17 protein-coding genes and 1 pseudogene are annotated in these 21,733 nt (G+C 66.6%); 5 read left to right on the forward strand and 13 right to left on the reverse strand.

The window, feature by feature from the left end; translation table 11 throughout:
- Positions 1 to 36: 36 nt before the first annotated feature.
- The 7 genes from dmpG to BX604_RS27680 all read right to left on the reverse strand — a co-directional run bounded on the left by dmpG (position 37) and on the right by BX604_RS27680 (position 7,628).
- Complete coding sequence (gene dmpG / locus BX604_RS27650) at positions 37 to 1,044, reverse strand: 4-hydroxy-2-oxovalerate aldolase (protein ID WP_098553941.1); 1,008 nt, start codon at positions 1,042 to 1,044, stop codon at positions 37 to 39.
- Positions 1,045 to 1,057: 13 nt separating this feature from the next.
- Positions 1,058 to 2,005, reverse strand: coding sequence for an acetaldehyde dehydrogenase (acetylating) (locus BX604_RS27655; protein ID WP_098553942.1), 948 nt, complete (start codon positions 2,003 to 2,005; stop codon positions 1,058 to 1,060).
- 34 nt (positions 2,006 to 2,039) lie between these two features.
- Positions 2,040 to 2,825, reverse strand: a complete 786-nt coding sequence (gene mhpD, locus BX604_RS27660) for a 2-keto-4-pentenoate hydratase (RefSeq protein WP_098553943.1) — start codon at positions 2,823 to 2,825, stop codon at positions 2,040 to 2,042.
- 97 nt (positions 2,826 to 2,922) lie between these two features.
- Positions 2,923 to 4,458: a bifunctional 3-(3-hydroxy-phenyl)propionate/3-hydroxycinnamic acid hydroxylase gene (locus BX604_RS27665; protein ID WP_098553944.1), complete on the reverse strand. Its 1,536-nt coding sequence runs from the start codon at positions 4,456 to 4,458 to the stop codon at positions 2,923 to 2,925.
- A 29-nt stretch (positions 4,459 to 4,487) separates the two neighbouring features.
- Positions 4,488 to 5,729, reverse strand: a complete 1,242-nt coding sequence (locus BX604_RS27670) for an MFS transporter (protein WP_098553945.1) — start codon at positions 5,727 to 5,729, stop codon at positions 4,488 to 4,490.
- Positions 5,730 to 5,790: 61 nt separating this feature from the next.
- Positions 5,791 to 6,645: a 2-hydroxy-6-oxo-6-phenylhexa-2,4-dienoate hydrolase gene (gene bphD / locus BX604_RS27675; protein ID WP_098553946.1), complete on the reverse strand. Its 855-nt coding sequence runs from the start codon at positions 6,643 to 6,645 to the stop codon at positions 5,791 to 5,793.
- A 59-nt stretch (positions 6,646 to 6,704) separates the two neighbouring features.
- Entirely contained in the window at positions 6,705 to 7,628 is a 924-nt protein-coding gene (locus BX604_RS27680) for a VOC family protein (RefSeq protein ID WP_098553947.1), read from the reverse strand.
- Positions 7,629 to 7,851: 223 nt separating this feature from the next.
- Here BX604_RS27680 and BX604_RS27685 point away from each other — a divergent pair, with 223 nt between their 5' ends.
- Positions 7,852 to 8,520, forward strand: coding sequence for a TetR/AcrR family transcriptional regulator (locus BX604_RS27685; RefSeq protein WP_098553948.1), 669 nt, complete (start codon positions 7,852 to 7,854; stop codon positions 8,518 to 8,520).
- A gap of 163 nt (positions 8,521 to 8,683) precedes the next feature.
- Here the strand turns inward: BX604_RS27685 and BX604_RS27690 are convergent.
- Positions 8,684 to 9,106 (reverse strand): annotated as a pseudogene (locus BX604_RS27690) (IS5/IS1182 family transposase); the annotation flags it as partial.
- Positions 9,107 to 9,454: 348 nt separating this feature from the next.
- On the opposite strand from BX604_RS27690, the gene msrB reads away from it, so the two are divergent.
- From msrB to BX604_RS27710, 4 genes are all read left to right on the forward strand, one after another.
- Positions 9,455 to 10,018, forward strand: coding sequence for a peptide-methionine (R)-S-oxide reductase MsrB (gene msrB, locus BX604_RS27695; RefSeq protein ID WP_098553949.1), 564 nt, complete (start codon positions 9,455 to 9,457; stop codon positions 10,016 to 10,018).
- Positions 10,019 to 10,055: 37 nt separating this feature from the next.
- Positions 10,056 to 11,939 carry a cytochrome c biogenesis protein DipZ gene (locus BX604_RS27700; protein WP_098553950.1) on the forward strand — a complete coding sequence of 628 codons (1,884 nt, stop codon included), beginning with the start codon at positions 10,056 to 10,058 and terminating at the stop codon, positions 11,937 to 11,939.
- Between the two features lie 78 nt (positions 11,940 to 12,017).
- Positions 12,018 to 12,761, forward strand: coding sequence for a peptide-methionine (S)-S-oxide reductase MsrA (msrA, locus tag BX604_RS27705; protein WP_098553951.1), 744 nt, complete (start codon positions 12,018 to 12,020; stop codon positions 12,759 to 12,761).
- A 199-nt stretch (positions 12,762 to 12,960) separates the two neighbouring features.
- Positions 12,961 to 14,094 (forward strand): aromatic ring-hydroxylating oxygenase subunit alpha, encoded by a 1,134-nt coding sequence (locus tag BX604_RS27710; RefSeq protein WP_098553952.1) that lies wholly within the window; start codon positions 12,961 to 12,963, stop codon positions 14,092 to 14,094.
- A gap of 46 nt (positions 14,095 to 14,140) precedes the next feature.
- Here BX604_RS27710 and hydA read toward each other — a convergent pair whose 3' ends face one another.
- From hydA to BX604_RS27735, 5 genes are all read right to left on the reverse strand, one after another.
- Complete coding sequence (hydA, locus tag BX604_RS27715; RefSeq protein WP_098553953.1) at positions 14,141 to 15,598, reverse strand: dihydropyrimidinase; 1,458 nt, start codon at positions 15,596 to 15,598, stop codon at positions 14,141 to 14,143.
- Between the two features lie 52 nt (positions 15,599 to 15,650).
- Positions 15,651 to 17,159: an NCS1 family nucleobase:cation symporter-1 gene (locus BX604_RS27720; RefSeq protein ID WP_098553954.1), complete on the reverse strand. Its 1,509-nt coding sequence runs from the start codon at positions 17,157 to 17,159 to the stop codon at positions 15,651 to 15,653.
- A gap of 99 nt (positions 17,160 to 17,258) precedes the next feature.
- Positions 17,259 to 18,566: an NAD-dependent dihydropyrimidine dehydrogenase subunit PreA gene (gene preA / locus BX604_RS27725; RefSeq protein ID WP_098553955.1), complete on the reverse strand. Its 1,308-nt coding sequence runs from the start codon at positions 18,564 to 18,566 to the stop codon at positions 17,259 to 17,261.
- 73 nt (positions 18,567 to 18,639) lie between these two features.
- The gene (locus BX604_RS27730) at positions 18,640 to 19,974 is read right to left on the reverse strand and encodes an NAD(P)-dependent oxidoreductase (RefSeq protein ID WP_098553956.1); all 1,335 of its coding nucleotides are present in this window, start codon (positions 19,972 to 19,974) and stop codon (positions 18,640 to 18,642) included.
- A gap of 129 nt (positions 19,975 to 20,103) precedes the next feature.
- Positions 20,104 to 21,384, reverse strand: coding sequence for a Zn-dependent hydrolase (locus tag BX604_RS27735; RefSeq protein ID WP_098553957.1), 1,281 nt, complete (start codon positions 21,382 to 21,384; stop codon positions 20,104 to 20,106).
- Between the last annotated feature and the right edge of the window lie 349 nt (positions 21,385 to 21,733).

Below are 21,733 nucleotides of genomic sequence, written 5' to 3' on the forward strand. Positions count from 1 at the left end.
TGTTATTGGCGTGAGGCGTATGGCGGCAGCCGACCACTACCGCCCGGAGAGATCGAGCGCGACATCGACGATCATGTCCTCCTGGCCGCCGACCATCCGGCGCTTGCCCAGCTCGACCAGGATGTCGACCGTCTTCAGGTCGTATTTCTTCGCGGCCACTTCCGCATGACGCAGGAAGCTCGAATACACGCCCGCATAGCCGAGCGCGAGCGTCTCGCGATCGACTCGCACCGGACGGTCCTGCAACGGCCGCACGATATCGTCGGCCGCGTCCATCAGCGTGTAGAGATCGGTGCCGTGGTTCCAGCCCATCCGCTCGGCCGCCGCGATGAACACTTCGAGTGGCGCATTGCCGGCGCCTGCGCCCATCCCCGCGAGTGACGCGTCGATCCGGTCACACCCCTCCTCCACCGCGACGATCGAGTTCGCGACCCCCAGCGACAGGTTGTGGTGCGCATGCATGCCCGTTTCCGTTTCCGGCTTCAGCATCGCCTTCACCGCACGGAACCGGTCGCGCACGTCGTTCATCGTCAGCGCGCCGCCCGAATCCACCACGTAGATGCAGGTCGCGCCGTAGCCTTCCATCTTCTTCGCCTCGACGGCGAGGTTCTCCGGCGTGGTCATGTGGCTCATCATCAGGAAGCCGACCGTGTCCATCCCGAGTTCGCGCGCATATTCGATGTGCTGCTTCGAGATGTCCGCTTCGGTGCAGTGCGTCGCGACGCGTACGACCCGCGCGCCCGCGTCATATGCGGCCTTCAGGTCATGGATCGTGCCGATGCCCGGCAGCAGCAGCGTCGCGATCTTCGCGTGCTCGACCACGTCGGCCACCGCCTCGATCCACTCGAGATCGCTGTGCGCGCCGAACCCGTAGTTGAAGCTCGATCCTTGCAGCCCGTCGCCGTGCGCAACCTCGATGCTGTCCACCTTGGCTCGATCCAGCGCGCGTGCAATGTCCTGCACGTTCGCGATCGAGTACTGGTGGCGGATCGCGTGGCTGCCGTCGCGCAGCGTCACGTCAGAGATGTACAACTTCTTGCTCATGGTGAAGGTCTCCTTACGCGCTCATGCGCTGCAGCGACTGCGCCATGCGCTCGGCGGTCGCGAGCGCGGCGGACGTCATGATGTCGAGGTTGCCGGCATAGGCAGGCAAGTAGTGCGCGGCGCCTTCGACCTCGATGAAGATCGAGGTCTTCAGTCCGCTCACTCGGCCCAGGCCCGGAATGTTCAGCGGCGCGGACGCGGGAATCGTGTCGAACTGCACCGTCTGTTTCAGTCGATAGCCCGGCACGTACGCCTGTACCGCACGGGCCATCTCGTCGATCGAGGCGGCGATCTTCGCCTCGTCGGCGGGGTCGGACAGCACGTACACGGTGTCGCGCATCATCACCGGCGGCTCGGCCGGGTTCAGGATGATGATCGCCTTGCCATGCGCGGCGCCGCCCACCACCTCGATCGCCTTCGACGTCGTCTCGGTGAATTCGTCGATGTTCGCGCGTGTGCCCGGGCCGGCCGACTTGCTGCTGATCGACGCGACGATCTCCGCGTAGTGCGCGTTCGCGACGCGCGACACGGCCGCGACCATCGGGATCGTCGCCTGGCCGCCGCACGTCACCATGTTCACGTTCGGCGCGTCGAGATGCGCGTCGAGATTGACCACCGGCACGCAGTACGGGCCGATTGCCGCGGGCGTCAGGTCGATGCAACGAATGCCGGGTTTCAGCGCGCGCAGGAATGCGTCGTTCTTCACGTGCGCGCCGGCCGACGTTGCGTCGAACACGAAGTCGATCTGGTCGAAGACCGGCAGACGCGCCAGCCCTTCGACGCCTTCGTGCGTGGTTGCGACGCCCAGGCGCGCAGCCCGTGCGAGGCCGTCGGAATTCGGATCGATGCCCACCATCGCGCCGATTTCCAGGTGCTTTCCGTGCCGCATGATCTTGATCATCAGATCGGTGCCGATGTTGCCCGAGCCGATGATCGCCGCTTTGAGTTTCGTGGAAGCCATGTCGATTTCCTGAGGAATTGAGTACGCCAATGCGCTACGCGAACGTCGCCCGCACGCTGCCGAGTCCGTCGATGTCCGCCGTATAGACGCCCGGCTGAGTGACCGCCACCATCGGGCCGAGCGCGCCCGTGAGCACCACATCGCCCGCGCGCAGCGGCGTGCCGAGTTGCACCATCCGGTCGGCGAGCCACACCGCGGCGTTCAGCGGATTGCCGAGACAGGCGGCGCCGGCGCCGCGCGACAGCACTTCGCCATCGCGGGAAAGCGTCATCGCACAACCGGCGAGATCGAGTCCGGAGAGCGGCACCGGGCGGCTGCCGACCACGAAACGCGCGCTCGACGCGTTGTCGGCCACCGTGTCGACGAAGCGGATATCCCAACCCCGGATGCGGCTGTCCACCACCTCGATCGCCGCCAGTGCATAGGCACTGGCGCGCAGGATGTCGACGAACGTATGCTTCTCGTGCACGAGATCGCGCTCCAGCACGAGCGCGATCTCGGCCTCCACCTTCGGCTGGATCAGCTGCGCGAGCGGAATCGGCTCGCCATCGCCGCAGGCCATGCTCGCGAACAATGCGCCGAAGTCGGGCTGGTCGACGCCGAGCTGCTGCTGTACCGCGAGCGACGTCAGGCCTATCTTGCGGCCGACGATGCGTTCGCCCGCGGCCACTCGCGCATCGACGTTGGCCTGCTGCACCGCGTACGCAGTCGCCATGTCGTCAAGCGCGATCGTGCCACGCACCGGCTCGATCGCGTCACACGCCGCTTCGGCTTCGCGCAGACGCGCGGCCAGGGTATTCACTACGGAGGTATCGGTCATCGGGAGGTGTCCGTTTCGAATGATCCATCGCGGGAGGCAACAAGGCCTCCCGTACTGTTTTCGGCGCAACGGGTTTCATCGCCGGCACGCCGACGCATCAGACCTGCACCGCGAGGCCGCTCACATCGGCCGCCGCCACGAACCGGTCGGGCCGCAATGCGACGGCGCGCGCACCGTACTTGCGCAGCCACGGCTTCAGCACGCCGTCGAGATCGATCAGTTCGTCCGGGCCCTCGGTATGCTGATCCTGGTTACGCACGGCAAGGTAGCGCGCATCGAGCTTGTCCCACGCCGCCTTCTCCTCCGCCGTGAGCAGCGTGGCGGGATCGACGCCGTCTCCCAGCAGCACGAAGCGATCTCCCAGCAACACGTCCAGACGCGCCATCACGCCGCGCGTGTCGCCCACAACCGGCTGCGGCACCATGCGGCCGACGATGCTGTCGTCGGCAACCGGCCCGCGCAGCCAGCCGGTCTTCAGCACCGGCGGCGCGATCAGCGGAGGCTCGACGATTTCCCCGGCAGGCTGCGCATTGAGCGCGGCCTGCTCCTCCTCCGAGAGTTCCTGCTTGATGACGCGGCCGAGCTGTACCGCGAGCTCCGTGTAGAACGCCGCATTGGGCCGGCGCTCCGCTTCGTAGGTATCGAGGAAATGCTCGGGCAAGGTCCCCTTGAGCACGCCCGCGAGCTTCCAGCCGAGATCGAACGCATCGCGCATGCCCGTCTGCATGCCGGCACCGGCCCAAGGCGGCATCAGATGCGCAGCATCGCCGGCCAGGAAAACGCGCCCGACGCGCCACTTGTCGGCCATCCGCGTATGGTGGCGATAGAACGCGTGCTGATGAATCTCGACATCGTCCTCGCTCACGCCGAGCGCCTTGAGCAACGGCCACACCTGCTCGCTCGTCGCGAAATCCGCTTGGGTCTCGCCCGGCTTGAGCGGCAATTCCCAGCGGTGATTGCCGCCCGACAGCGCGATGTCGACCACCGGGCGCTCCTTGTCCGACCAGAACGTCAGCAGGTTCCGATCCGGCCACCAGCGCTTCACCCGGCAATCGATGACGATCCACATCACGTCGATCGTATCCCCGAGCAATTTCACGTCGATCATCGTGCGCGTGGCGCTGCTGCCACCGTCGCAGCCGATCACGTAACGCACGCGCGTGTCGGCAACCGCGCCGGTATCGAGGTCCTTCGCCGTCACCGTCACGCCGGCATCGTCCTGCGTCAGCGACACGACCTCCGTGCCGTAGCGCACGTCGATCCCCGCATGCACGGCGGCGCATTCGCGCAGCGTCGCTTCCATCGTCGGCTGATAGATATTGAATTGCCGCGACCGGATACCCAGCGTCGAAGGCGGGTGCTCGATGCGCATGATCTCCGTGCCGTCGTAGCGCATCCAGCGCAGCGCACGCTGTGGATCGATGCATTTCAGAACGGCTTCGTCGACACCGATGTTCTGAAAGATCCGCATGGTCCAGTCGTTGACCGTCACGGCGCGAGCACGCTGATAAATGTCGCGATGCCGCTCGAACACCACCGCGGAGATACCGTATTTCGCGAGGGTCAGCGCGGCGATGATGCCGCTAGGGCCATATCCGACGATCGCAACGTCGGCATCAAAATTTTCGTTCATGGGATATTTCCACTCTTGCAAATGTAATTTCAATGCGGCAGCGGCATATGAGCGTGCCCGCCCACGGCTTCCGTCGGGCCGCGCTTGAGCAGCGTCAGAATCAGGGAAACGACGGCGACGGCGGCGCACACGGCCGACAGCAAGCCGATCGACACGAACAGGCCGCCCGCCTTGGCCGCAATCGCGGCGACGACCAGCGGACTGAGGAAATTGCCGAGGAAGAACGCGGCCATGTATCCCCCCGCGCCGCGGCCGCGCTGCGCAAACGGCAGCCGGACCATGATCCAGTTCAGCATCAGCGGCATGACGATTCCTCCGCCGAAGCATGCAACGAAGGCGCCCGCGATCAGCAAATCGATGTTGGCCACCGTTGATACGATGTAGAAGCCTGCCGCGATGATCGAGAATGAAACGGCAAGCAGGCGGTTGATGGCCCACCCCGACAGTCGATGGAATACGAACGCGCCGAACGGAACACCCGCATTCGCGATCGCGCTGCCGATCCCGATGACGGCGGGCGTCGTGACGCCTCGCGCTGTCAGCAGGAAGCTGATCTGGATGGTGATCACGAAGTACATCACCGCGGTGAACAACGCCATCACGCAGACATGACCGATTTCGCGCCACGGGAACGGCAAGCGCGGCGCCGTCTTGTCGCGCGCTTCGCCAAGCGCCTCGGGCTCCCACACAAACAGCGCGATGAGCGGCAGGAAGACGACTGCGCCGCCGTAGACGAGGAACGGCGTGCGCCAGCCCGCGGCGAACCCGCCGAGCGCGCCGCCCAGCGCGAACATCACGACCGCGACGATGGATGCCGAGCCCAGCTGGATCGTCAGCCACTTTTCGCGCGCCCTGCCGCTGAAATAATCGGCGGTCAGCGCGGTGGAAATCGTCGTAATTGCCGCCTCGGCGATACCCACCACCACCCGCGTCACCAGAATCGTGGAGAGGCTGTTCAGGAAGAACGGCAAGCTGCCCGCAATCGCATAGATGGCGACCGATATCAGGTACAACCGCTTTCTCCCGACCATGTCGATAATCGCGCCCATCAGCGGGCCGCAGAGCGCGATCATCAGGCCGGGAATCACCAGCACGATCAAGGTGAGCACATCGGCGTGCGGCTGGTCGGAAAATGCCTTCTGCATGAACGGGAGGACGGGAGCGATCAGTACCGCACCGGCCGACGCCAACCAACAGGTCGACACAAGCAGCCAACCCTGCAAGCTGCTCGCACCATTTCTATTTAATTCGCACTGCGAATTAGAAAGCATGTTTGTCTCCGTATCTTTTTCTTACCAGCCGCAGGTTCGATCCGACTCGGTACCGCCTTCGTCAACCCTTCAGGAATTCAATGACGAGCCGGTTGAACTCCTCTGCGTGTTCCCACTGGGCCCAGTGACCGCACTTCGGCAGGACGTGGAGCCGCGCATCCTGGAACGTGTTGATCATGCGTAAGCCATGATCAAGCGGAACAAAGCGATCGTCGCGCCCCCACGTGATCAGCGTCTTGTGGCTGATCTCGGGGAATCGGGCGGTCAGATCCCATCTGCTGACCGGGCAAAGCTTTGCGCTTTCAACGAAGTTCTTCAGGTGATTCGGGTTCGACTCGATGTTGTTCCAGCGTCCCTGGCGCAGCTCTTCGGTGATCGCGCCGGGTTCGTAGACGAACACTTCGAGCATCGCCTCGAAATTTGCATAACTCGGTTGCGTGTACAACTTGAACATGCGCTTGACGCCCTCGCCCAGCTGCGGCTGGAAGATGCTGGGGCCTTGCGCGCCCGGTCCCATCAGCACCAGGCGGTCCATCTGATCGGGGAATTCGAGCGCGAAACTCATGGCCGACGCGCCGCCCATCGAGTTGCCGACGAAGTGCGCCTTCTCGATGCCGAGCGCGTCCAGCACGCCTTTGGTCGCGCGCGCATTGATCAGCGGACGCGGAATGTCCGTGACGATCTCGTCCGATTTATTGAAACCGGGGCTGTCGATCAACAGCACGCGGTACCCCGCATTCACGAGTACCTCGATATTCCGGTAATAGTTGCTCCAGCCGCTCGCGCCGGGGCCGCCACCGTGCAGCATCACGACTGCCGGGCCGCTGCCGGCATCGTTGAAGTGAATCTTGAAGTTCTCGAGACCAGGCTGGTTGATCGTCACGAACTTGCTGGTGCTGGCTTCAGTCAGGGTCATTCCATAACTCCATTGGCAGGATTGGTACAGGGTGATTCGGCCCAACGGGCGGTACGAACTCAATGTGCGGGGCGAAGCGGGTCCGCCGGCGGCGGATTCATCGCGTGCCCCCAGTCGCTCAATTCGGTGTAGCGCTTGACTTCCCACGTCGCGTCGTCGACGACGATCCCGCCCGCGCCGAACTCGATGGCGAAACCCGATGGCGAGATCATGTAGAAGGAAAACATCCGGTCGTTGGGGTGATGCCCGAGTTCCATCAGGATCGGTACGCCGGCCCGCTTGCAGCGGTCGTATGCGAGACCGACATCGTTGGCATCGGTGCACTCGACCATCACGTGGTGGATACGCTTGCGCGTCGGGAACGGCACGTCGGCGATGGCCAGCGAATGATGACGGCCGGTCCGGGCATGAAAGAACGTCACATCGAGCTCGACGCCCGGAGCCGCGTCGCCAGTGATGGTGTCGCTCAGTTTCAGGCCGAGCACGCTCTCGCAGAACGCCTTCGCTTCCGCGCTTTGCTTGGGCACCGTCACAAAGTGACCGACGCCCAGGCGCCCCGTGCTGAACGCGCCGCGCAGCACCGAGGAACGGAAAGCGTCGCGGGTGCGGGCGCGATACGCGGTGCAATAGAACTCGTGACGAATGCCGTCGGGATCGCGGCAGACGAACAGGCGCGTGACGCGACGCTGGTCCGCCACCGCCGTATCCGCTTCCGATACGTCGATGCCCTTGGCGCGCAACTGGTCCACATAGGCCACGAGTTCAGTGTTCGACTCGAACTCCCAGCCCGCCGCGACGAAATCGTCGAGGTCGCTCTTCAGCAACAGGATGCGCTGCTCGTAGTCGTCCATGCGCAGGCCAAGGGACTCGCCCGGCACCCGTCTTCCCGCCTGCAAACCGAGTATGTCGACGGCAAACGCCTCCCATGCCGCCAGGTCGCTGACGCCAAAAACCATATATCCCAAGGTTGACACGCTACTCATTCGCTTCTCCAGGTTTCGCAATGGATCGACCGGCGACGGAAAGCCCGACAAGCATCGCCATACACGCCGCGTGAGCGCCGGCCACCTTCAACCCGGCCCGTTCAGCGCACGTCGGCCTCAAGCCGATAGTTGCGAATCATACCGAACGGTCCAAAACACGATACCTAGGGGAAACCAGTATTGGACCAATCGGTACAATAACAATCACAGCTATACTTTCCGGATGAGTAATTCACCGAAAATCGGCAACCGACGCGGCCGGCAATCGCGCCAGGAGATCCTCGACGCGGCCGCACGCGTCATGGCTGCATACGGCTACGCAGGCACCTCGATGTCCGCGCTCGTCGAAGCGACGGGTATTCCCAAGAGCGCGATCTACCACCACTTCGGATCGAAGGCGGGTCTCCTCGCGGAGGTCATGGCGCTCGGTGCACGCGAGTTCTTCGCCGCCATGCGCGACGCGCATCAGTGCCCGCCGGAAGGGACGCCGCGCGAGCGGCTGTGCTGGTATCTGCAGAAGACCGGAGAGGTGTTTCAGCACCACGAGAACTTCATGCGCCTGCAGTTCTTGCTGGTCATGACAGCCGAGACTGTCGAACCCGAAGCGATGCAGACCATTATCGAGATCCGCAAGGAAGGTCGTGACTACATGCAGAAGATGATTCGCAATGCATTGGGCGCCGACCGCAAGCACATGACGTCGAAATGCATCGACGATCTTGCCCACTTCGGTTTGGCCGGTTTCGACGGCGCGTTTATTTCGCTGCAGTCCGGCGACCCTGGCAAGATGGCGAGACACATGGAACAGCTCACCGATGCGCTGATCGCATTGGCGGATGCACGACCGTCCAATGGCACGAAACGGTCGCCGGCGTCCAAACATCCTCGTTAGGTCTCACCTGCCCCCCAAGAAGTTCAATGGTCGGAACCGGTAGTTATGCTGATGAGCGACCCACTTGGATTTCTCGGACGGCGCCGACATTAATGTTCGGTCTTTCGTGGGCCCTCGGCCATCGGACGAAAGCTGTATTGCCGGCGAATTCGCCCGGTGTTGGACCCTTGTCGGCGCCGGCCGTAATACGTCGATCTGGTAGCGCGACGTCCCGCAACATCTCGGCGGCAACGTCGCGCTCGGCTCGACCATTCGCCCGGCTGGCTTGCACATTGACCACCAGACCGTGCCGATTGTCGGTCAGCACATGACCGAGATAGCTCGGCAATGCCGGTGCCACGTTGCTCTTTCGGTGCAGCCGGCTGTCACCGTCGCGCTTTGATTCATGCGTCTCGTTGCTGCGCGTCTGGCCGTGCCAGTTGCCGGGCGGCCGGTCGTCGTCGCTACCATCTTTGCAACGGATGCTCTTGTGGCTGGCCCAGCCCTGAATCAGGGTGCCATCGACGCTGAAGTGCTCGCCCGACAGCAGGCCCCGTTGCTGCGCCGCTTCCACTGTCGCGTTGAACAGCTCCGTCACCGCATCGAATCATTTGTTGGATGGCTACCAGCATTTCCACCGCTTGCCGGTTGTACCCGACGTCGGAGATTGCGGTAAGCAGCGGCAGAGCGTTCGACGCAAACCTAAACAGAGTCTCCCCCACATCGCGAACACTAAAAAACCTACAAGGTTGCGGCTCGTGGAGGATTTCCGCGGAACTTGTCTGACCACCAATTTCCCGAAAACCCTTGTCAGACGGGGCTTTGATGGATTTCAACGGACCTGGCCGGATCCCCCGGAAAGTCTCACAAATCATTTAACTTTCCGTGAGGACTTCGACACCGGCCGCTGCCTACTCTGTGCGCATGTTTCCAGCACCTGTTTCAGGAGCCCGCCATGCCCACCCGTAGAGATCTGCTGTTCGCCGGCGCCACCGGCCTTGCCGCGCTCGCGGCGCTGTCGTCGGTCGGCCGCCGTGCGCTGGTCGGTCGCGCGTTCGCCGCGCCGCCCGCCTCCGGCGCCGAACCCGCCGCCCCGCGGATGGCCGCCCCACGGATGGCCGCCCCATTCGAAGTCACCCGCAGCGACGCCGAATGGCGCCGCCGCCTGACGCCTGCCCAATACACGGTACTGCGCGACGCCGGCACCGAGCCGCCGTACAGCAGCCCGCTGAACGACGAGCACCGCCACGGCACGTTCGCGTGCGCCGGCTGCAACCTCGCGCTGTTCTCGTCGAGCACCAAGTTCGACAGCCATACCGGCTGGCCGAGCTTCTGGAAACCGCTCGACCACGCGGTCGCGACCGAAGTCGATACGTCGTTCGGGATGGCGCGCACCGAAGTGCATTGCCGCCGCTGCGGCGGCCATCTCGGCCACGTGTTCGACGACGGCCCGCCGCCCACCGGGCTGCGCTACTGCATGAACGGGCTCGCGCTCGTCTTCCACCCGGCCGCCGCCTGAGCGGCCGCCGCCTTCCTGAACGACCGGAGACTGCTCCATGCTGCTCATCGTCCTCGCCTATCTCGGCGGCGTGCTCACGATCCTGAGCCCGTGCATCCTGCCCGTGCTGCCGTTCGTGTTCGCACGCGCCGACCAGCCGTTCGTGCGTACCGGCCTGCCGCTGCTCGCCGGCATGGCGCTCACGTTCACCGTCGTCGCCACGCTCGCCGCCGTCGGCGGCGGCTGGGTCGCGCAGGCCAACCAGGCCGGCCGCTGGCTCGCCATCGCGCTGCTCGCGGTGTTCGGCCTGACGCTGCTGCTGCCGCGCCTGGCCGAACACCTGACGCGCCCGCTCGTCGCGGCAGGCAACCGGCTCACCGGCTTCGCGCAGCGCGACGGCCGCGCGGCCGGCCCCGTGTCGTCGCTGCTGCTCGGCGTCGCCACCGGCCTGCTGTGGGCGCCGTGCGCAGGCCCGATCCTCGGACTCGTGCTGACCGGCGCCGCGCTGCGCGGCGCGAGCGTCGGCACGACGGTGCTGCTCGTCGCGTACGCGGCCGGCGCGGCGACGTCGCTCGGCATCGCGCTCGTGATCGGCGGCAAGGTGTTCGCCGCGATGAAGCGCTCGCTCGGCGCCGGCGAATGGATCCGGCGCGGCATCGGCGCGGCGCTGCTGGCCGGCGTCGCGGCGATCGCGCTCGGCCTCGATACGGGTGCGCTCGCGCAGTTGTCGACCGTCACGACCGGCGGGCTGGAGACGAAGCTCGTCGACCGGCTCGGCGGCCACTCGAACGGCGCGCCCGCGGCGATGGCCGCGACCGGCAACACCGGAGGCAGCGTCGGCGCAGCGGGCGGCGCGATGATGGCCGCAACGTCCGGCGACGCACCGGCCGCGGGCGGCGCGATGACCGGCGGCGCGATGATGCGCGCGGCCGACACGACGCCCGCGATGCACGCACCGGCCGCACTGCCCGTCGAAGGCACGCTGCCGTCGCTCGACGGCGCCGTGCAGTGGCTGAATTCGCCGCCGCTGACGGCGGCCGGCCTGCGCGGCAAGGTCGTGCTCGTCGATTTCTGGACGTACTCGTGCATCAACTGCCTGCGCACGCTGCCGTACACGACCGCGTGGGCGCGCAAATATGCGCCGTACGGGCTCGTCGTGATCGGCGTGCACGCGCCGGAGTTCGCGTTCGAGCGCGACCTCGGCAACGTGAAGAAGGCCGTGCACGACCTCGGCATCGACTACCCGGTCGCGATCGACAACCGCTATGCGATCTGGCGCGCATTCGGCAACGAATACTGGCCCGCGCACTACTTCATCGACGCGCAAGGCCGGATCCGCCATCACCACTTCGGCGAAGGCGAATACGCGCAGTCGGAACGCGCGATCCAGTCGCTGCTCGCGGAAGCCGGCCACCCCGAAGCGCTGAACGTGCCGCTCGGCCTCACCGGCGCGCCGGCGAAGGGCGCACTCGCGGCGGCCGACAGCGCGGACGTGCGCTCGCCCGAAACCTATGTCGGCTATGCACGCGCGGAAGACTTCACGTCGCCGGGCGGTGTCGTGCGCGACACGACGCACCGCTACGACGCGCCCGCGCATCCCGAGCTGAACGACTGGGGCCTCGCCGGAGCATGGCAGGTCGGCGCCGAGCGCGCGACGCTCGCCGCGCCGGCCGGGAAGATCGTCTACCGCTTCCATGCGCGCGACCTGCACCTGGTGCTCGGCCCGGGCGCGAACGGCAAGCCGGTGCGCTTTCGCGTGACGCTCGACGGCGCGGCGCCCGGCGCCGCCCACGGCACCGACGTCGACGCGCAGGGCTACGGCACCGTCACCGGGCAGCGCCTGTACCAGCTCGTCCGGCAGTCCGGCGCGATCGCCGATCGCACGTTCTCGATCGAGTTTCTCGACCCCGGCGTCGATGCCTATGCATTCACGTTCGGTTGAGCGCGGACGCAGTCACGCGCCGCCGTCCGGCCACCGCACGACCACCGTCTTCCGTCCCGCATTCCGAAGGAGCAAATCATGATCCCGACATCCACTCGCGATCGCCCGCCGCGGCGGCGGGCGTTCATGCTGCGCCGCATCGGCGCGCTCGTCGTCGCGGCCGCCGCCGTGTTCGGCTACCAACGCGTCGTCGCTTCCGCGGAACCGATGCATGCGGTGCCCGCGCCGACGCTCGACGAAACGCCGGGCGCGACCCACGAAGAAACGGCCGTGCTGGCGGGCGGTTGCTTCTGGGGCGTGCAGGGCGTGTTCGAGCACGTGAAGGGCGTGAAGCAGGTCACGGCCGGCTACGCGGGCGGCGCCTCCGAAACCGCGCACTACGCGCTCGTCGGCACCGGGCTCACGGGCCATGCGGAATCGGTACGCATCGTGTACGACCCGACGCAGATCACGTACGGCCGGCTGCTGCAGGTGTTCTTCTCGGTCGCGCACGACCCGACCGAGCTCAACCGGCAAGGCCCCGACGACGGCACGCAATACCGGTCGGCGATCTTCCCGACCACGGCGCAGCAGCGCGCCGTCGCGACCGCATACATCGCGCAGCTCGGCGCCGCACACACATACGCGGCACCCGTCGTCACGCGCGTCGAAGCGTACAAGGGCTTCTATCCCGCCGAGGCGTATCACCAGAACTACCTCGAACTGCATCCCGACGCGCCGTACATCGCGTTCAACGACCTGCCGAAGGTCGCCGGCCTGAAGCAGCGCTTCCCGGCGCTGTACCGCGCCGACGCGGTGCTGTGGCACGACGCGCGGATGTGACGGACTGCCGAGCGCGCGGCGCGGCTCGACCACCCCGCGCCGCCGCCCCGGTTTGCGCTGCATCAACGAAACCCGCGCCGCGCCGACCGGGCATACCCGCATCGCCCCAGCTTCGCGCGCCAACTTCGCGTAGACTGCTTCAGATTCCCGCCGCGTTCCGCGGCGCTCGGAACCCCAGTCCAGCCAGGAGGCGTCACGCATGCGCGCAGTGCCTTTGTCTGACAGCGGCACCCTCGAACCACCGCTCGAACGACCGTCCACCGGCACCGTCGTGCGCGACCTGCGCCGCGTGCCCATCCATCCCGATCACTGGTATCCGCTCGCGTGGTCGCGCGAACTCAAGCGCGGCAAAACGCTCGGCGTGCATTTCGCCGGCGACCCGATCGTGCTCGTGCGCACCGAATCCGGCGCCGTGTATGCGCTCGAAGATCGTTGCGCGCACCGCCAGGTGCCGCTGCATGCCGGTGTCGTGACCGGCGAAACGCTGCGGTGCTGTTACCACGGCTGGACCTACGCGTGCGACAGCGGCCGCTGCGTCGACGTCCCGTATCTCGGTCGCGATCGCCTGCCCAACGGCGTGCGCGCGTATCCGTGCCGCGAAGCGCACGGGCTGATCTTCGTGTTCCCCGGCGACGCGACGCTCGCCGACGCGCGCCCGTTCCCCGCACTCGAATCGGCGGACGATCCCGCCTACAAGACACGCCGGTTCGGCCGCGAGGTCAAGTGCCACTACTCGTTCATGCACGAGAACCTGATGGACATGAACCATCAGTTCCTTCATCGCAAGCAGATGGGACAGATGCGCGCGCGCAGCGTCGGCCGTCGCCGCGGCGACGACTGGGTCGAGGTCGACTACACGTTCGCGCGGATGGAAGGCAAGCAGCCGGTCGGCGAGGCGCTCGTGTTCGGTTCGAGCAAGAAGCCCGGCGACCAGGCCGACAAGAGCGTGATGACGGTCCGCACGGGCTACCCGTATCAAACACTGCAGATCCGCTCGAGCGAAGGCACGCTGGTGATGGACCTGTGGATCGTCTACGTGCCGCTCGACGCGGCGCAGCGCACCAACCGCACGTTCGGACTGCTGTCGATCCACAAGCCGGGCATCCCGTTCGCGCTCGATCTCGCGTGGCCGCTGCTCGTGTGGTTCACCGAGCGGATCTTCCGCGAGGATCGCTGGATCGTCGAACGCGAGCAGGAAGCGCACGACCGGCAGGGCGCCGACTGGAACCACGAGGTGTTTCCGGTCATCAACGAACTGCGCGATCTGCTGCGCGAATGCGGCGCGCGCACGGTGATCCCGATCCACCAGGCAGGCGCGGGCGACGCTCGCTAACCCCCGCGACGCACGCGCCCGCCCGGCGGCCGCTCGACCAGCTCGCTTAGCCGGCCCGCTCGACCGGGTGCGGCTCGCGCAGCCGGTTCGCGATGCGTGCGGCCTCGTAGTAGCCGGCAGCCGGCGGCCGCTTCAGGTAGCGGCCCGCCCCGCGCTGCGCACGCAGCTCGCCGTCGGCCCACGCGAGCGCGCCGCGCGTGAGCGTGTGCGTCGCGACGCCCTGCACCGTCATCCCCTCGAACACGTTGAAGTCGACCTGCTGGTGATGGGTCTTCACCGAGATCGTCTTCGTCGCGGCCGGATCCCACACGACCAGATCGGCATCGGCGCCGACCTGCACGGCCCCCTTGCGCGGATACAGGTTGAAGATCTGCGCGGCATTGGTCGACGTGATCCGCACGAACTCGTTCGGCGTGATGCGGCCGTGGTTCACGCCGTGATGCCACAGCACCGACATGCGGTCCTCGACGCCGCCGCAGCCGTTCGGAATCTTCGTGAAGTCCTCGCGGCCCATCGCCTTCTGCGACGCGCAGAACACGCAATGGTCGGTCGCCGTCGTATGCAGCTGTCCCGACTGCAGCCCGCGCCACAGCGCCTCGCGGTGCTCGGCCGAGCGGAACGGCGGGCTCATCACGTGCGCGGCCGCGCGCGTCCAGTCCGGGTCGCGATACACGGCTTCGTCGATCACGAGATGGCCCGGCAACACTTCGCCGAACACGCGCAGCCCTTCGCTGCGCGCGCGCGTGATCACGTCGACCGCGTCCTTCGCCGACACGTGCACGATATACACGGGCACGCCGAGCACCTGGGCGATGCGGATCGCGCGGTTCGCGGCCTCGCCCTCGACCTCCGGCGGCCGCGACAGCGGATGCGCCTCCGGCCCCGTCATCCCGCGCGCGAGCAGCGCCTTTTGCAGCTGGAACACGAGCTCGCCGTTTTCCGCGTGCACGGTCGGCAGCGCACCGAGTTCGAGCGAACGCGTGAAGCTGTTCACGAGCACCTCGTCGTCGGCCATGATCGCGTTCTTGTAGGCCATGAAGTGCTTGAAGCTCGACACGCCGTGCTCGCGCACGAGCGTGCCCATGTCGCGATGCACCGATTCGTCCCACCACGTCACGGCCACGTGGAAGCCGTAGTCGGACGCCGCCTTCTCGGCCCAGCCGCGCCACGCGTGGAACGCCTCCATCAGCGGTTGCTTCGGGCTCGGGATCACGAAGTCGATGATGCTCGTCGTGCCGCCCGACAGCCCGGCTGCCGTACCCGAGTAGAAATCGTCGCTCGCCTTCGTGCCCATGAACGGCAGTTCCATGTGCGTATGCGGATCAATGCCGCCCGGCATCACGTACTGGTCGTGCGCATCGACGATGCTCGCGCCGGCCGGCGCGTCGATCTTCTCTGCGATCTGCAGGATCGTGCCGCCGTCCTGCGGGTCGGCACACAGTACGTCCGCGCGATAGGTTCGGTCTGCATCGACCACGGTGCCGCCGCGAATCAGGATTGCCATTTCGTTGCCTCCTCGTTGACTGTCGGGTGCCGCATGACATGCGTCTCGCGCATCAGGCGCTCGCGATCTGCGCGCGCTGTCCGGCGCGCCACTTCATCCAGGTGCCGTACACGCCGGACGCCAGCACCAGGCCGACGAACCACGCATACGTGTAAAGCGTGTTGAAGAACGCCGGCACGTTCGCGAACGATGCCGGAAATGCCGTGTGCAGGAAGCCGGGCAGGTTCGGCAGCACGCCGACCACGAGCGCGACCAGCGCGGCCGGGTTCCAGCCGCGCGTGTAGCTGAAGTCGCCGCGCTCGTCGAACAGCGCGCGCGTATCGAGCCGCGTGCCGCGAATCAGGAAGTAGTCGACCATCAGGATCCCCGCGACCGGCCCGAGCAGCGCCGAATACCCGACGAGCCAGGTGAAGATGTAGCCGTCGGTCGTGGCGAGGATCTTCCACGGCATCATCACGATCGCGATCGTCGCGGTGATCAGACCGCCCGTGCGATACGAGATCGCCTTCGGCCACAGGCTCGAGAAGTCGTACGCGGGGCCGACCAGATTCGCCGCGAGGTTGCAGCACATCGTGTCGAGCGTGAGGATCACCAGCGCGATGCCGACGCCGATGCCGGTCATCCGGCTCGTCAGGTCGATCGGATCCCAGATCGCGTTGCCGTAGATCACCACGGTGGCCGACGTCACGACGACCGACACCACCGACAGCAGCGCCATCGGCAGCGGCAGCCCGATCGACTGTCCGATGATCTGGTCGCGCTGCGAATGCGCGAAGCGCGTGAAGTCGGGGATGTTCAGCGCGAGCGTCGCCCAGAAGCCGACCATCGCGGTCAGGCCCGGCCAGAACGTCGCCCAGAACAGCCCGGCCTTCTTGCCGCCCGCCGCGAACTGCGACGGCGCCGACAGCATCGAGCCCACGCCGCCCGCCTGGGACGTCGCCCACCACACGAGCGCGATGCACATCACGACCTTGATCGGCGCGGACCAGCTTTCGAGCCAGCGGATCGAATCGGTGCCGTGCAGGATGAAGTACAGCTGCAGCGCCCAGAACACGAGGAAGCACGCGAGCTGCCCGAGCGAAATGCCGGCGATCGGCAGCGCGGCGCCGTGCAGCGCGTTGCCGGTCAGGATGTTCAGCAGCGTGTAGATCGCGCTGCCGCCGAGCCAGGTCTGGATCCCGTACCAGCCGCACGCGACGATCGCACGCAACAGCGCGGGCAGCTTCGCGCCCTGCGTGCCGAACGACGCGCGCACGAGCACCGCGTACGGAATCCCGTGCTTCGTACCCGCATGACCGATCATCAGCATCGGCACGAGCACGATCAGGTTGCCGAGCAACACGGTCAGCACCGCCTGCCACGGCGACATGCCTTCCTGGATCAGCCCGGCCGCGAGCATGTACGACGCGATGTTCATCACCATCCCGACCCACAACGCCGCGAAGTGATACCACCGCCACGTGCGCTGCGCCGCCGTCGTCGGTGCGAGGTCGTCGTTGTACAGGCTGCCGGCCGGCGCCGCGGCGCTGTCGGAATCGGCGGGATTCGCTGCTGGTTTCATCGAACGCGCTCCACGTAAACGTCAGCGCCGGCATCGCACGATGCCGGCCGAACAGAACACAAGCAGCGGCGCGGATGGTCCCGCGCCGCCGGCCGCCGGTCAGGCCGCCTTCGCGTGCTTCTCTGGTTGCGCGGGGCTGGCGCCCGCGTCGACGCGCGCCGGGTTGTTCGGATGCGTGGTCCAGTTCGCGTAGTCGCCCGCGTCGACCCGCTCCATCGTGATGCATTGCTCGACCGGACACACATGCATGCAAAGATTGCACCCGACGCACTCCGCGTCCACCACTTCGAAATGCCGCACGCCGTCCTTCTCGGCCGTGATCGCCTGATGCGACGTGTCCTCGCATGCGATATGGCACAGCCCGCACTGGATGCAGCGGTCCTGGTCGATGCGCGCCTTGATGTCGTACTTCAGGTTCAGGTATTTCCAGTCGGTGACGTTCGGCACCGCGCGGCCGCGCACGTCGTCGAGCGTCGCGTAGCCCTTCTCGTCCATCCAGTTCGACAGCCCGTCCGCCAGATCCGTCACGATCCGGAAGCCGTAGTGCATCGCGGCGGTGCACACCTGCACGCTGCCGGCGCCCAGCACCATGAATTCGGCCGCGTCGCGCCACGACGAAATCCCGCCGATGCCGGAAATCGGCAGGTTCGGCGTTTCCGGATCGCGTGCGATTTCCGCGACCATGTTCAGCGCGATCGGCTTGACCGCCGGACCGCAGTAGCCGCCGTGCGTACCCTTGCCGTCGACGGTCGGCATCGGCGCCATCTGGTCGAGGTCCACCGCGACGATCGAGTTGATCGTGTTGATCAGCGACACGCCGTCCGCGCCGCCCTTGTAGGCCGCGCGCGACCCCATCCGGATGTCGCTGATGTTCGGCGTGAGCTTCACGAGGCACGGCAGCTTCGTGCCTTCCTTGACCCAGCGCGTGACCATCTCGACGTATTCCGGCACCTGCCCGACGGCCGCGCCCATGCCGCGCTCGCTCATCCCGTGCGGGCAGCCGAAATTCAGTTCGACCGCATCGGCGCCCGTATCCTCGACGAGCGGCAGGATCCATTTCCAGTCGCGCTCGTTGCACGGCACCATCAGCGACACGATCAGCGCGCGGTCCGGCCAGTCGCGCTTCACCTGCGCGATCTCCTTCAGGTTCACGTCGAGCGGACGGTCGGTGATCAGCTCGATGTTGTTCAGCCCGGCGATCCGCTGCCCGTTCCATTGCACCGCGCCATAGCGCGAGCTGACGTTGACGACGTGCGGATCGAGCCCGAGCGTCTTCCAGACGACGCCGCCCCAGCCGGCCTCGAATGCGCGGTTGACGTTGTACGCCTTGTCGGTCGGCGGCGCGGAAGCGAGCCAGAAGGGATTCGGCGAAGTGATGCCTGCGATGGTGCAGCGAAGGTCGGCCATGTTCGGCTCCGTGAGAATGGGGACGTTTATCGTGGCGCGCGCGACGTGCGCGCTGCCGTTGCGTATGCCGCGCTCACGCGGCCTTGGCGTCGCGCTGCGCCAGCGCCGCGTCGATCGCGGCGGCCGCGCGCTTGCCGTCCTGCACGGCCTGCACCGTCAGATCGATGCCGCCTGTCGCCGCGCAGTCGCCGCCGGCCCATACGTCGGGCAACGCCGTGCGTCCGTCGGCATCGACCGCGATGCGCGTGCCGTCCGCCGTCAGCAACGCGGCGGCACCGTCCGGCACCAGCGTCTGGCCGATCGCCTTCAGCACCATGTCCGCGTCGACGGTGAAGCGCTCGCCGGACGCCGCCTCGAATTCGACGCCCGTCACGTGCCCGTCCGCACCCGCGATACGCACCGGCTTCGCATGCGTGACCAGCGTGACGCCGCTTTTCTGCGCGAACTCGCGTTCGGCCCAGGTCGCGCTCATCGCCTCCACGCCGCGGCGATACACCATCGTCACGCGCTGCGCGCCGAGCTTGCGGCTCTGCACGGCTGCGTCGATCGCGGTATTGCCGCCGCCGATCACGACCACGCGCCGCCCGACCGGCACGTTCTCCAGCGCATCGGCCTGCCGCACCTGTTCGATGAAGTCGACCGCGTTCATCACGCCGGCCAGTTGCTCGCCGTCGATCGCGAGCGTGCGCACGCCGCCCAGGCCCATCGCGAGAAACACCGCGTCATGCCGCTCGCGCAGCGCGTCGAGCGTCACGTCGCGGCCGAGTGCGACGCCGGTCTCCAGCGTGATGCCGCCGACCGACAGCAGCCACTCGACTTCGCGCTGCGCGAAATCGTCGACGGTCTTGTATGCGGCGATCCCGTATTCGTTCAGGCCACCCGCCTTCGGCCGCGCGTCGAACAGCGTGACGCGATGGCCGACGAGCGCGAGCCGGTGCGCGCATGCCAGCCCCGCCGGCCCCGCGCCGACCACGGCGACATGCCGCCCCGTGTCGGGTGCGCGCGTGAAGCGCACCGCGCCGGTTTCCATCGCCCAGTCGGTCGCGTGGCGCTGCAGCGCGCCGATCGCAACCGGCTGCGAATCCTGGTGATTGCGCACGCATGCGCCTTCGCACAGGATCTCGGTCGGACATACCCGCGCGCACATCCCGCCGAGCGGATTCGCGGACAGGATGTCCATCGCCGCGCCCTTCAGGTTGCCGTTGCCGATCTTGCGGATGAAGCTCGGGATGTCGATCTGCGTCGGACACGCCTGCACGCACGGCGCGTCGTAGCAATAGTGGCAACGGCTGGCAGCAGCAGCCGCGGCAGTCGGATCGAGCAGCGGCGCGATATCGCTGAATTCGCACGAGAGTTGCGTGGACGACAGGCGATGCGCGGCGATATCGCCGGTTGGCTTGGTGGTCATACGCGTTCCTTCGACTGGGTGGAGACAAAACCGTCCCCGCCGGCTGCGGATACACAGTCGGGGCGGTTGTTATTAGGAATGCTACGGTCTGATGCTGGGCAGCCTCCCGGCTGCGTTACCTGCGATGCATCATGAAGCCGGCTCGCATGCGCGCGACAACATCGCGTGCAGCAGCACGTTCGCGCCGGACTCGATCCACGCAGGCGTCGCGTCCTCGATCTCGTTGTGGCTGATGCCGTCGACACACGGCACGAACACCATCGACGTCGGCGCGACCTGCGCCAGATAGCACGCGTCGTGGCCCGCGCCCGACACGATGTCGCGGTGCGAGTAGCCGAAGCGGTCGGCCGCGGCGCGCACGGCCGCCACGCAGGCCGGATCGAATGCGACCGGCTCGTAGTAGAAAATCTGCTCGAGCTCGGTTTCGAGCCCGATGTCGGCGGCGATGCGTGCGACGCCGTCGCGCAGCGCGGCGTCCATCTGCGCGAGCACGGCGTCGTCCGGATGCCGGAAGTCGACGGTGAAGAACACGCGGCCCGGGATCACGTTGCGCGAGTTCGGGTGGATCTGCATCATGCCGACCGTCGCGCAGCCGAACGGCGCGTGATCGAGACCGATCCGGTTCACGAGATCGACCACGCGCGACGCGCCGAGCAGCGCATCGCGGCGGCGCGGCATCGGCGTCGGGCCGGCATGCGCCTCCTGCCCGGTGAACGTGATCTCGTACCAGCGCTGCCCCTGCGCATCGGTCACGACGCCGATCGTCTTGCACTCCGCTTCGAGAATCGGCCCCTGCTCGATATGCAGCTCGAACGCCGCGTGCAGCTTGCGCCCGCCGCACGGCACATCGCCCGCATAGCCGATGCGCGCGAGTTCCTCGCCGATCGTCTTGCCGTCAACATCCTTGCGCGACAGCCCGTATTCGAGCGGAAACACGCCCGCGAACACGCCCGACGCGACCATCGCCGGCGCGAAGCGCGACCCTTCTTCGTTGGTCCAGATCACGACTTCGACCGGATGCTCGGTCTCGATGCCGTGATCGTTCAGACTGCGAATCACCTCGAGGCCGCCCAGCACGCCGTAGATCCCGTCGAAGCGGCCGCCCGTCGGCTGCGAGTCCGCGTGCGAGCCGGTAACGACCGGTGCCGCATCGGCCACGCGGCCCGCGCGGCGCATGAACACGTTGCCCATCGTATCGACCGTGACCGTGCAGCCGGCGGCCTTCGCCCAGCTGACGATCAGGTCGCGCCCGGCCTTGTCGAGATCGGTCAGCGCGAGGCGGCAGACCCCGCCCTTCGGCGTCGCGCCGATCTTCGCCACCTCCATCAGGCTGTCCCACAACCGCTTGCCGTCGACCTTGATCGACGTGTCGAATGCTGCCCGTTTCACTGTTTCCGATACCGCGTTCATTCGTATCGCTCCTGTGGGGTCGTCATGTCGCCATCCCGGTCGATGCCGGTGCGCGCATTGCTTCTGTCGGGGCAAACCCGCACACGCAATGTGCATGTGCGCATCGTTCGCCTGATTTGTCCGATCGAGCGACGGAGACTTTGGCACGCCGTTCCGTCACGCGTCGAATCCTGTCCGATTGGACAGGTTTTAGACGATCAAAATGTGCAATGCAATGTCTTTCTTGCGCGAGTCTCACCGAGCGAGAAACGTGCCATCGCATCGCAGCATGGCGGGCACTGCAGGAATGCGAGCACGTGCGCTCAACGCAGACGTGCGGCTAGAATGAAGCCCAACGCGGCATGCACGC

Origin of the sequence: Burkholderia sp. JKS000303 (genome assembly GCF_002563755.1) — a bacterium.
Taxonomy (GTDB): domain Bacteria; phylum Pseudomonadota; class Gammaproteobacteria; order Burkholderiales; family Burkholderiaceae; genus Burkholderia; species Burkholderia anthina_B.

Excerpts from the sequence above, each read along its gene's own strand:
- dmpG (WP_098553941.1), bottom strand. The coding sequence starts at position 1,044 with ATGAGCAAGAAGTTGTACATCTCTGACGTGACGCTGCGCGACGGCAGC.
- BX604_RS27655 (WP_098553942.1), bottom strand. The coding sequence starts at position 2,005 with ATGGCTTCCACGAAACTCAAAGCGGCGATCATCGGCTCGGGCAACATC.
- mhpD (WP_098553943.1), bottom strand. The coding sequence starts at position 2,825 with ATGACCGATACCTCCGTAGTGAATACCCTGGCCGCGCGTCTGCGCGAA.
- BX604_RS27665 (WP_098553944.1), bottom strand. The coding sequence starts at position 4,458 with ATGAACGAAAATTTTGATGCCGACGTTGCGATCGTCGGATATGGCCCT.
- BX604_RS27670 (WP_098553945.1), bottom strand. The coding sequence starts at position 5,729 with ATGCTTTCTAATTCGCAGTGCGAATTAAATAGAAATGGTGCGAGCAGC.
- bphD (WP_098553946.1), bottom strand. The coding sequence starts at position 6,645 with ATGACCCTGACTGAAGCCAGCACCAGCAAGTTCGTGACGATCAACCAG.
- BX604_RS27680 (WP_098553947.1), bottom strand. The coding sequence starts at position 7,628 with ATGAGTAGCGTGTCAACCTTGGGATATATGGTTTTTGGCGTCAGCGAC.
- BX604_RS27685 (WP_098553948.1), top strand. The coding sequence starts at position 7,852 with ATGAGTAATTCACCGAAAATCGGCAACCGACGCGGCCGGCAATCGCGC.
- msrB (WP_098553949.1), top strand. The coding sequence starts at position 9,455 with ATGCCCACCCGTAGAGATCTGCTGTTCGCCGGCGCCACCGGCCTTGCC.
- BX604_RS27700 (WP_098553950.1), top strand. The coding sequence starts at position 10,056 with ATGCTGCTCATCGTCCTCGCCTATCTCGGCGGCGTGCTCACGATCCTG.
- msrA (WP_098553951.1), top strand. The coding sequence starts at position 12,018 with ATGATCCCGACATCCACTCGCGATCGCCCGCCGCGGCGGCGGGCGTTC.
- BX604_RS27710 (WP_098553952.1), top strand. The coding sequence starts at position 12,961 with ATGCGCGCAGTGCCTTTGTCTGACAGCGGCACCCTCGAACCACCGCTC.
- hydA (WP_098553953.1), bottom strand. The coding sequence starts at position 15,598 with ATGGCAATCCTGATTCGCGGCGGCACCGTGGTCGATGCAGACCGAACC.
- BX604_RS27720 (WP_098553954.1), bottom strand. The coding sequence starts at position 17,159 with ATGAAACCAGCAGCGAATCCCGCCGATTCCGACAGCGCCGCGGCGCCG.
- preA (WP_098553955.1), bottom strand. The coding sequence starts at position 18,566 with ATGGCCGACCTTCGCTGCACCATCGCAGGCATCACTTCGCCGAATCCC.
- BX604_RS27730 (WP_098553956.1), bottom strand. The coding sequence starts at position 19,974 with ATGACCACCAAGCCAACCGGCGATATCGCCGCGCATCGCCTGTCGTCC.
- BX604_RS27735 (WP_098553957.1), bottom strand. The coding sequence starts at position 21,384 with ATGAACGCGGTATCGGAAACAGTGAAACGGGCAGCATTCGACACGTCG.